The following is a 9,741-nucleotide window of genomic DNA, read 5'->3' on the forward strand; positions in this document are numbered from 1 at the left end:
ACGTGGCCTTCCTGCGCGAACCGCTCCGACCAACGTGGCCTTCCTGCGCGAACCGCTCCGACCAGCGGCTGGCACTCGACACGCTTACACCGAACCGGGCCGCCGCTCGATGGAAGGAGGCGCCCTCGGCCACGGCCGCCACGACACGCTCGCGCAGATCGACAGACAACGGTGAAGGCATCGAGGGCTCCTTCACCACTCAACGCGGCAAACCGCTAACCCGTCGCAACGCGGCCGGGCACGGCTCTAGCTGCCTTGGCGATGGATGGCGCCAGCCAAGTTCATCGTGAGCTTACCAGCAGCTACGAGGCTTGGGAGGCGGTCCGCCGGGAGGTCGACAAAGGCCTAGGCCAGGAACTTGCCGCACGCGACATGACAGTGCGGGCTCGGCTCGACGAGCGGCTTGAGCCGGTGCTGAACGCGCTCCAGCATGGCGCCAAGCTGTTGGGGCATCGCATCGTGGCGCTCGACCCGAAGATGTTTCCCCTCATTCAGATCAGCGCGACCGCGTGGCAGGCGCGGATCAGCGCCGGGATGCTTCGGTTCCAGGTCCGCACGATCCTGGCACAGAACAGGGCCGTGCGGCCGGAAGAGACGATTAAGGTACGGGAATACGCGCACCAAGTGACGTCTGGTCTTGGCGTCATAGCCGACCTGATGGACGAACACGCTCCAACAGATCTGAGGGCGGCACTAGCCGCCGCACAGAACAGCTTCTCCGGAAGTGCCTATGTGAACCTACGCAAGGAGATCGATACCTCTGCCGCAACCGGTCAGCCCCTCGCTTTCAACATGGAGACGTGGCTGAAGCTTGCTGGCGATGCACAGTCGGATGTCCTTGCCGTCGCCGCCGCGGCGATGGAGGTTCTGACTGGTCAGGCAACGGCATCAGCGGATCAGGCTTGGACCTGGGTGCTTCTGCTGACGGGTATGGCGATTGGCATTCTCTCGGTCGCAGCTGCCAGCTTTATCATTCTGCAGCGGTGGGTCTCCCGAGCAATTATACATCTGGAAGGAGCGATGGTCCGGTTAGCTGCCGGTGACACGGCGACGGCTATTCCAGGCGCCGAGCGGCACGACGAGATCGGCGCGATGGCCTCGGCTGTGCAGGTGTTCAAGGAAAACTTGATCCGGACTCGTCAGCTGGAGGCGGAGACGGCCCACGCACGGCTGGCGGCCGAGGAGCAGCGTAGGGCCGGCATGCGCCAGATGGCCGACGGCTTCGAGCAAGCTGTCGGCGGCATCATCAGCATGGTGTCATCCTCAGCTACCGAGTTGCAGGCCACCGCACAGACCATGACGACGACGGCGACGGAGACAGCCAGTCATTCGACAACTGTGGCCGCTGCTGCCGAAGAGGCCGCCTCCAACGTCAACACCGTAGCTGCAGCGGCGGAGGAGCTGGGCTCCTCCGTGCAGGAGATCGGCCGGCAGGTTAGCGGCTCGGCCCAGCTGGCCCGCACTGCTGTGGATGAGGCTTGCCAGACAGCCGCACTCGTGCAGGAGCTTAACGGGGCTGTGTCGCGCATCGGTGACGTGGTGACGCTGATCTCCACGATTGCCGGTCAGACCAATCTGCTGGCCCTGAACGCCACGATCGAGGCGGCGCGCGCCGGCGCCGCCGGGAAGGGCTTTGCGGTGGTGGCGAGCGAGGTTAAGGCGCTCGCCGAGCAGACCGCGCGGGCCACGAGCGAGATCTCGGGCCAGATCGGCCGGATCCAGGGCTCGACAAGTCAGGCGGTCACGGCGATCAGCTCGATCAGCGCGCGCATCCAGGAGATCAGCGGGGTTGCCACCAGCATTGCGGCTGCCGTTGAGCAGCAGGGTGCAGCCACCCAGGAGATAGTGCGCAACGTGGCACAGGCGGCGAGCGGCACGGGTGAGGTGACGAGCAACATCGCCGGTGTGGCACGCGCCTCTGAGGACACGGGCGCTGCGGCTAATCAGGTACTTGGGGCGGCCTCCGAGCTGTCACGCCAGTCCGAGCAGCTCGCGGCCGAGATGAGGCGCTTCCTCGCAACCGTCCGCGCCGCCTGACGCAAGCCGGGACGACGTCGGTGATGAGGGCCGCCTCAACGGCGGCCCTTTTAGTATTCAAGCCTGCAGCCAAGGAGCATAAAACCGCTATCCAGGCACAAATAATGGCCCTCATGAAACACGTGGGCTTCGACCTGATCGAGGCCACCTCCGCATTTCTGAAGGATACCTCGGGAGTCCTCGACAGCGTCAACGGATGGCTTTGCCGACGATACATAGAGGAGGGTCGGCACCTCGGCCCGGATGGCAAACCCTATCGGCGGCTGACCGGCTTCTGGAAGCGCTTTGATCAGCAGATGAATAGGAGTAATGGGGGAGTAGAGAGGTAACTGGTCAGCCGCTGATCGGGAACGGCGTTACCCTGACCCTTCTCGTGGGGTGCAGGTGCGACGGGTGCTCACGCGATCGTGTTGGCGCAGACGCACGACACCGCCCTGACTCTACCGATCTAAAACCCTTGGTAAGGATTGTCCGTGCCAGGATTGAGCGGGAGCGAACGCGTTCGCGAGAAACCCTCGATGGTCCCGCTGCGACGCCTAGTGCTTCGGTTTCAGTTTGCCCGGACATGGATCGCCCTCGGCGTCCTGGCGCCCGTTGGGATGCTCGCAGCGTCCGGCCTGATGCTGTTGGATCTGCGACAGGACGCCTGGGACAAGGCTGAGCAGACCTCCAAGAACCTCGTCCAGGTCCTTGAGCGCGACATTGCTCGCAACATCGAGCTGTACGATCTCTCGCTGCGCGGGGTCCTCGACAACCTGAAGGCTCCGGGACTTGCGCAGGTCACCCCCGAGCTGCGGCAGCTGTTGCTGTTCGACCGCGCTGCGACGGCTCGCGACATGGGCGTGCTGGTCGTCACCGATGAGAACGGCGATAGCGTCATTGAGGCAGGCGCGGTTCCTGCGCGCAAAGCAAACTACGCCGACCGAGCTTATTTCCAGGCCCATAAGGCGCAGAACAATCTCGGTCTCTACATCAGTGAGCCGCTGTTCTCACGTCTGCTCGGCAGTCGTATGATCGTGCTGAGCCGTCGCATCAACAAGGCTGACGGTACATTCGGCGGCGTGGTGTTGGGGACACTGAACCTGTCCTACTTCACGCGGCTGTTCAGTCAGATCGACCTCGGCCGAAACGGCGCCATCAATCTCTACCTGCGCGACGGCACGCGTGTCATGCGCCAGCCCTTCGTCGAGGCTGACATCGGTGCCAACATCGCGAGTGCCCCAACCTTCAAGGGTTTTTTGCGTGAGCACAACGGCAGTTTTGTCCACACCTCGATCCGGGACGGCATCGAGCGATACTACACCTTTACGCAAGTCGGCGACCTGCCGCTGATCCTGAACGTCGCTCTCTCGACCGACGAGACCGAGGCCGAGTGGCGGGTGAAGGCGCTCGTCATCGGGGGCATCGTGGCGCTGCTGTGTGGCCTCACGATCGCGCTGTCGCTCCTGTTCGGGCGTGAGCTGCGCCGCCGCGAAACCATGCAGGCGGAACTCGCAAAGCTATCTCTGACGGATGCTCTGACAGGGCTGCCGAACCGCCGCGCGTTTGAGGACGCATTCACCCGGGCCTCGGGTGGCGTAAGGCGCTCAGGTGAGCCGCTATCACTACTCATCGTGGATGCCGATCACTTCAAGCGCTTCAACGACCGCTACGGGCACGCGGTCGGCGACGAGGTGCTCAAGGGTCTGGCCCGCTGCCTCTCGGCCAGCATTCATCGCCCGCACGACCTCGTCTGCCGTGTAGGCGGCGAGGAGTTCGCTATTCTCCTGCCAGACACAGACCAAGCAGGCGCATTTTGCATTGCGGAGAAGGTCCATGCCGAGGTGTCCACCCTGGCAATCGGATCTGCCGGTATCGGAGCGGGCGCGGTCACAGTGAGCATCGGGCTAGCAGCCGTGGTGCCGACTGGTGCGGAGATCGCAGCGCTAGCCGATCTCTACCGCCGCGCGGATGGCGCGCTCTACGAAGCTAAGGCAGGTGGGCGGAACCAAACCCGTTGTGCGAAGCTGCAGGACATCCCGGCTGCTTCACAGAAGCGTGGGCTTCAGGTCGTCAGCGCCTCGTAGGCGGGCGCACGACCAAGATCCACGCCCTCACCGATCGCTTCTGCCGCCCGCTCGCCTTCCTGCTGACCGGCGGGCAGGCCGCCGACTGCAAGGCCGGCGCGCTGCTGCTCGAACGTCTGCCCGCCTGCCGCATCGTGCTGGTCGACAAGGGCTACGACAGCGACGCCATCCGCCGGCAGATCGAGGCGGCCGGGGCCGCACCCAACATCCCGCCCAAGATCAACCGGCCTTGGAAGCCATGCTTCTCGCCCGTGCTCTATCGCGGCCGCAATGCCATCGAGCGCATGTTCGGGCGGCTCAAGGACTTCCGCCGCATCGCCACCCGCTACGATCGCTCGGCCGCCAACTATCTCGCCGCCGTCTGCATCGCCGCCACCGTCAGCTACTGGTTATGAGTCCGGACGGTAACCCGTCCCGCCTAGCTGCGGCGCGTTTCTTTTGTGGTCCGCCGATAATCAGCATTCGAGCACGTGCTCTGGAGCACCGTCAGGGCTGATGGTTCATGAAACCTTACATCCAGGCAATGAAAACAATGTCTCCAGGAGGAACGACGATGGATTGGCTCGTGATTTCCGCATTCTCGACCGTCGCCTCGATGGCCATCGCTACGACGGTGCTCACGCTGATGGCGCCGGTCTAGTCCGAGCAGCCGCTCGGCCCGGATGAGGTGCTGATGAGCACAGCACCCTCGGTCCATGCAGGCCGGGGTCTGAACCGAGCGGTCTGACCGCAGCCAGGAGTTCCGTACACCTCTCGCGACTGGCCCGATGGGGTTCCTTCAGCTGAAGGCGGTCAAGCGGCACTCATTCGGGAACCAAACACCCGCCCGCAGGTCTACAGGGCATTCACGGGATTACTCCACCTCCAGCCCGCCCGGCATCGCTGCGGCGGGCTTTCTTGTGACGGTCGCCGGTCAATCTCCGTCAGGCCGAGCCACATCTCAAGCAGTCCGATGTGCGCGCGGACTTCCATCGCGCGAATTCGGTGGTCTCGCGCGAGCATCCGCAGCAGCGCGGCCTCGTCGTAGCGTCCGTCGCGTTCGAAAGCGTCGGCCTTGGCGGCGAGCGCCCATCAGGCGGTCCGCAGCCGCCCGCTGGGCCGGCGACGGCGTCCTGGGCTTCCTCTGGCGCTTGGGCGCGGGCTGCACGGTCTCGACATCGAGAGTGAGACCGGCGGCGGCGAACAAGTCAGGTTCGGTGTGGTCGGGCATGGTGGTGGTGCTCTCCAGCAGCACCCCCGTAGCGAGTCCCTGTCAGGGCGAGGCCAAGGAGCGGCGGCGGATTATCCACAGGCACCGCCGGCCGCCTCGGCCTCGCGCATGAACTCCTCCCTGATGGGCTCGGGGGTGGACGGGGCGGTGAGGGCGTAGAGGACGGTGGCGGGCAAATCGGCCACATTGGCCGATTTGGACCCAAAGGCTTCGGCCGCGTCCATAAAGCGCCGGGCTGAACGTTCGGCCATCGAGAACTCGGCCTCGATCCACGGCAGCAAGTTGCCGTGGCCGAGACGGTGGCAATGCTCACCACCGAGGTGGCCGAGCTGACCGGCAAGCGGCCTGCACCCGAGTTTGCCACAGACCCTCGGCCCATTACCTCGACAGGTCGAGAGTACCTGTCCGGGACTTTTTGTGTCCCCGCGAGCACAAGTTGTTGTACCATTACGCCCCGGTCACGCTCAAAATTGGAGGTATGCGATGACCACCTACATCATGCTGGCGAACTGGACTGATCAGGGCGCACGCGCGGCGTCCGACTCACCCGCTCGACTCGATGCGGCCAAGCAGCTGCTCGCGGAGATGGGCGGGAGCTTCAAGGACTTCTTCCTGACGCTGGGAAGCTACGACATCGTGGCGGTCTACGAGGCCCCAGACGACGCTGTCGCGGCCCGCTTCAGCTTGCAGCTTGGGATGCTCGGCAACATCCGCGCACAAACCCTCAAAGCCTTCCCGGAAGCGGCCTACCGCCAGATCGTCCAGTCCCTGTCCTACGAGGAACCGCCGCGCTGGCGCGCCTGAAGCGCGGTGGATGCCGTGATGGCGGACCTGTCGCCCGCAGACCGAGCACGGGCGACAGGTCGGCGCTTGTCGGCGTTGGGACTGCGCAGCCCATGGGTGGCGTCGCGCAGGCCGTCCTGGCGCACGCCTGACGTCACGAAAAATCCGGCATCCGCATTGGAACTCGGCCTCGTCTTTGGCGTTACGCGCGTGTGCGAGGCCCATTCAGGCTCGCATGTTGGGCGCCGGACATGGTGTCCGGCGGCTCTCGTTATCACGTTGCTCGCAAGGAGGATGTGGTCATGAGGACCTTCGACTTCGCCCCGCTCTACCGCTCTACCGCTCCAGCGTCGGCTTCGACCGCCTGTTCGACATGATGGACCAGGCTGCTCGCGTCGACGCGTCGGCCGCTTGGCCGCCCTACAACATCGAGAAAGTCGCCGACGACGCCTACCGCATCACCCTGGCGGTGGCTGGCTTCGCACCCGACGAGATCGAGCTGACGCAGAACGCCAATAGTCTCCTTGTCACCGGGCAGAAGAAGGATGCTGAGGGCGACCGCCAGTTCCTGCACCGGGGCATCGCCGCGCGTCAGTTCCGCCAGACCTTCAACCTCGCGGATCATGTGAAGGTCACGGGCGCCCGCATGGAGAACGGCCTGCTGACTGTCGAGCTAGTGCGGGAGGTCCCAGAGGCGTTCAAGCCGCGTCGCATCACGATTGGGGGCGCCTCGGCCGCTGTCGGCCAGGACAATGCGCAGCCGCGGATCGTGGACCACGCTAAGGCTGCCTGATCCTCAGCCCAACTGCTCTTGAACAGACGCCCTCGCGAACCGGTCGTGCGCGGGGGCAACACCCGTCACACCCTGCTTTGCGTTTTCAGGAGAATGACTCGTGTCTACGATAGAGCCGCATCTCACTGACCTTGGCTCCATGAACATGGCACCAGCTCGACGCCGCCCGAGCCGGATCTCGAACCTGCGCTGGTACGTCCGCCCCGGGCGCCGGAACGATGACGACGATCCGCCGCCCTGTCCGGCAGCGACGATGCCACGCCCGCGGACACCACCGAGCCTCGCCGCGCTCGCTGTCTGCGTCTGAGCGCCGACAACCAGTTGGAGGCGCTGTATACGCTGGCCTCGCCCGCCTCCACGCGGGCGAGCGCAGCTAAGGCGTAGTTCACTGCGGTTACGCGGTGATCCAGCCGCTTTACGTCGCAATCCTTGATCTGCTGGATATCTGCGGCCGCTTCCTCCGCGATCAACCCGCGCTCGATTGCTTCCGGCGGCGGGATCACATTAAGCCGGTTGCCCAGCTGGATGACGTTGCTGAGCTGCTGCTTGGGCGCATCCGGGACGGGTGCGCTATCCGGGGCCGGCAGATCCGGCTCGGGCTCGGCCGTGCGCCGGCCGATCCGCGCGGTGTCCATCTGGGTGACGTTGCCGTGCCGATCTCGATAGGTGCGCGGCGGCAGCTCACTCAAATCGTTTTGAGGACGGCACAGCGTTGGGCAATCTCACGGTCCGACCAGCTGCCCCACTCGTTGTCCTGAACAAGCATCAGGCCCGCTCGGCGCCGATCGGGGATCGTGCGCCTTACCCCATGGTCCGCGTTGGCCCCGGCGCTGTGCAGGATGGCATCGCGCAAGCCGCCCTGGCGCACTTCACACGGCAGCTCGCCCAGGCCCGCGTGCTGGCCTACTTTTCAGCGGCAACAGGCACGTGCGGGTGATCTCGATCAGGAAGGCTGCTCAGAAACGCACCCAGCTGATTCGCCCACAGGTCGGCGTGGAAGATGCCGGCATGCCCCCAGCCGCCCGGCAGCAGCACGAACTTGCCTGAGGCGAGGTGCTCCACGGTCTCGCGCGTGACGGGCAGCTGTTCCGGGTTCACTAGGTCATCAGAGAAATTGATAGCCAGCATCGGCGCCTTGATGCGGGTCACGTCGGGCGCGGGGTCGTAGTCGGCCGAACTTTCGTAGTCGTACAGCGCGTCCCCGGCATCACGACCCCGGTATTGTGCCGTCAGCTCGTCTTCGTAGGCCAGCGTCTTGGCACGGTCCAGCCCGGCGGCCTGCAGCCGCTCGGGCGTGCCGACCATGAGCGCGAACATCAGCGCCGCGCTGCGCGTCCAGGCGGTCGGCGGGTCCGCACGGTCGTAGTCGCCACCGTTCCACTTTGGATCGCTGCGCACGGCGTCGGCCACGATCTGGCGCCACATTAGGTTTCGGCCGCTGATCTGCATTGGCATGCAGGCGATCGGCATCACCCCATCCATGGCATCGGGGTGCTGCTCGGCCCAGAGCCACGTCTGCATGCCACCCTGTGAGATGCCGGCGACGAGCCGGAGATGGTCGATGCCCATAGCCTGCAACATGGCGTGCTGTGCCTCGACCTGATCGCGGTAGCCGTAGTGCGGGAAACGCCCGTGCAGGCCGTCTGACGGCTTAGTAGAGCCGCCGAAGCCAATGCCGTCCGGCAGGACGATGTAGTAGCGCTGCGGATCCAGCGGCTGGCCCGGGCCGAAGAGGTGGTGGGCAAGCGTCGGCACGAGGAAGGTCTTACCGGTGCCAGTGGTGGCATGAAGCAGCAGGACCGCGTTCGTGATCTTGCCGGCCGCATCGCGCTGCGGTGTGCCGAGCGCGGTGTAGTGCAGGCGCAGCGGGGAAAGGCGTTCTCCGTTGCGGAACGTGAACTCGGTCAGGTCCACGTCCCCCTCGTGCTGCACGGCCTGAAGGTCGGGCGGGGCGGCCGTTACTGGCGCAGCTGCTGGCGGATCCGCGCGGGCAGGCAGGACGGATACCGAAAGCAGGAGAGCGGCTGCAAGGAGTGCACAGCGGTGCCTGTTCCGATCGACCATGCAACGTCCCCACCCCTGCCTTTGTTGACCGAGCCTCTTTCAGAGGGAGAGCAACTGCAAGCCGTAGCTGGGCTGGGGTAGTAACAACGCGAGCACCTGCTCAAGGCCGCCTTTGTGGGCTCCTTGCCCTTGGCCAGCTGCTGGTCGAGTGTGCGGCGCACGATGCCCGGCGACACCGCCTCGGCGTTGCGGATCTGCCGCGCCTCGTGGATCGCCTTGCGGGTCAGGCCAAGGTCCGTGACCGGCGGTGCTGCGGGCGAATGTTCCCGACCGGAACGTTCGCCCCCGCGGGTCGCCACCTCGCCCCGCTGCTGCGCGGCATCGTACTCATCGGCCAACCGGCGCTTGGCCTGCGCCTCGATCTCCGCAGCATCGGCCTAGGCGCGTTGGGCAGCCGCTATCAGTTCGTCGTGGGCTCCTGTGTTGCAATGAGCTGGCGGCCCAGAGCCAACGCGGCCTAGTTAAGTCAGCTGGATGTGGACTGAAAAACGCGCGATGCGAAGGAGACGTGCGAGCCAGAGAGCGTAAAATCTTGCGTGACGCTGCGAAACTTTGAAACGATCACTTGACTCTAGGGCCTGTCGTCGCCTGAACGGACTGGCGGGGCTTGCGTTTTCCTCTCTCCAAGGCAGGAGGGATGATGCTGAGCGACGCGCAATGGTCTGAGCTGGAGCCGCTGGTCGAGGCGTGCCGTCCGAAGGCCAAGACGCCACCGCAGGACCTGCAACGCACACTCTCGGCCATTCTCTGGCGGCATCAGAACGGGGCGAAATGGCGGGCCATTCCGG

The 9,741-nt window shown here is 65.2% G+C and carries 11 protein-coding genes and 1 pseudogene; 8 read left to right on the forward strand and 4 right to left on the reverse strand.

From position 1 onward, the window contains the following. Positions 1-181: helix-turn-helix domain-containing protein (locus AC1DXK_RS29295; protein WP_477299597.1), on the reverse strand; the 181-nt coding region annotated here is incomplete at its 3' end. An 80-nt stretch (positions 182-261) separates the two neighbouring features. Here AC1DXK_RS29295 and AC1DXK_RS29300 point away from each other — a divergent pair. From AC1DXK_RS29300 to AC1DXK_RS29320, 5 genes and pseudogenes are all read left to right on the forward strand, one after another. Further along, a complete protein-coding gene (locus AC1DXK_RS29300; RefSeq protein WP_477299598.1) occupies positions 262-2,037 on the forward strand; it encodes a methyl-accepting chemotaxis protein in 1,776 nt (591 codons plus the stop codon). 20 nt (positions 2,038-2,057) lie between these two features. Continuing rightward, complete coding sequence (locus tag AC1DXK_RS29305) at positions 2,058-2,366, forward strand: hypothetical protein (protein WP_456685971.1); 309 nt, start codon at positions 2,058-2,060, stop codon at positions 2,364-2,366. A 189-nt stretch (positions 2,367-2,555) separates the two neighbouring features. Then, positions 2,556-4,103, forward strand: a complete 1,548-nt coding sequence (locus AC1DXK_RS29310; RefSeq protein ID WP_456685972.1) for a sensor domain-containing diguanylate cyclase — start codon at positions 2,556-2,558, stop codon at positions 4,101-4,103. Further along, positions 4,079-4,498, forward strand: a pseudogene (locus tag AC1DXK_RS29315) (IS5 family transposase); the annotation flags it as partial. The gene AC1DXK_RS29310 and the pseudogene AC1DXK_RS29315, both read left to right, overlap by 25 nt. Positions 4,499-4,605: 107 nt before the next feature. Next, positions 4,606-4,743 (forward strand): hypothetical protein, encoded by a 138-nt coding sequence (locus AC1DXK_RS29320; RefSeq protein WP_456685973.1) that lies wholly within the window; start codon positions 4,606-4,608, stop codon positions 4,741-4,743. A gap of 641 nt (positions 4,744-5,384) precedes the next feature. On the opposite strand, the gene AC1DXK_RS29325 is transcribed toward AC1DXK_RS29320, so the two are convergent. Continuing rightward, positions 5,385-5,594 (reverse strand): hypothetical protein, encoded by a 210-nt coding sequence (locus AC1DXK_RS29325; protein WP_456685974.1) that lies wholly within the window; start codon positions 5,592-5,594, stop codon positions 5,385-5,387. Between the two features lie 202 nt (positions 5,595-5,796). Between AC1DXK_RS29325 and AC1DXK_RS29330 the strand changes: the two genes are divergently transcribed. Then, positions 5,797-6,117, forward strand: coding sequence for a GYD domain-containing protein (locus tag AC1DXK_RS29330; RefSeq protein ID WP_456685975.1), 321 nt, complete (start codon positions 5,797-5,799; stop codon positions 6,115-6,117). 352 nt (positions 6,118-6,469) lie between these two features. Beyond that, a complete protein-coding gene (locus AC1DXK_RS29335; RefSeq protein ID WP_456685976.1) occupies positions 6,470-6,889 on the forward strand; it encodes an Hsp20 family protein in 420 nt (139 codons plus the stop codon). A gap of 122 nt (positions 6,890-7,011) precedes the next feature. Here the strand turns inward: AC1DXK_RS29335 and AC1DXK_RS29340 are convergent, their stop codons facing one another. Further along, on the reverse strand, positions 7,012-7,578 hold the full coding sequence (locus tag AC1DXK_RS29340) for a hypothetical protein (RefSeq protein ID WP_477299599.1): 567 nt from the start codon (positions 7,576-7,578) through the stop codon (positions 7,012-7,014). Positions 7,579-7,792: 214 nt separating this feature from the next. After that, positions 7,793-8,953, reverse strand: coding sequence for an alpha/beta fold hydrolase (locus AC1DXK_RS29345; protein ID WP_456686850.1), 1,161 nt, complete (start codon positions 8,951-8,953; stop codon positions 7,793-7,795). Between the two features lie 640 nt (positions 8,954-9,593). Here AC1DXK_RS29345 and AC1DXK_RS29350 point away from each other — a divergent pair. After that, positions 9,594-9,741, forward strand: a 148-nt coding sequence (locus AC1DXK_RS29350; protein ID WP_477299600.1) for a transposase, incomplete at its 3' end; no start/stop codon positions are given.

This window comes from Methylobacterium sp. P3_A11, assembly GCF_056403155.1.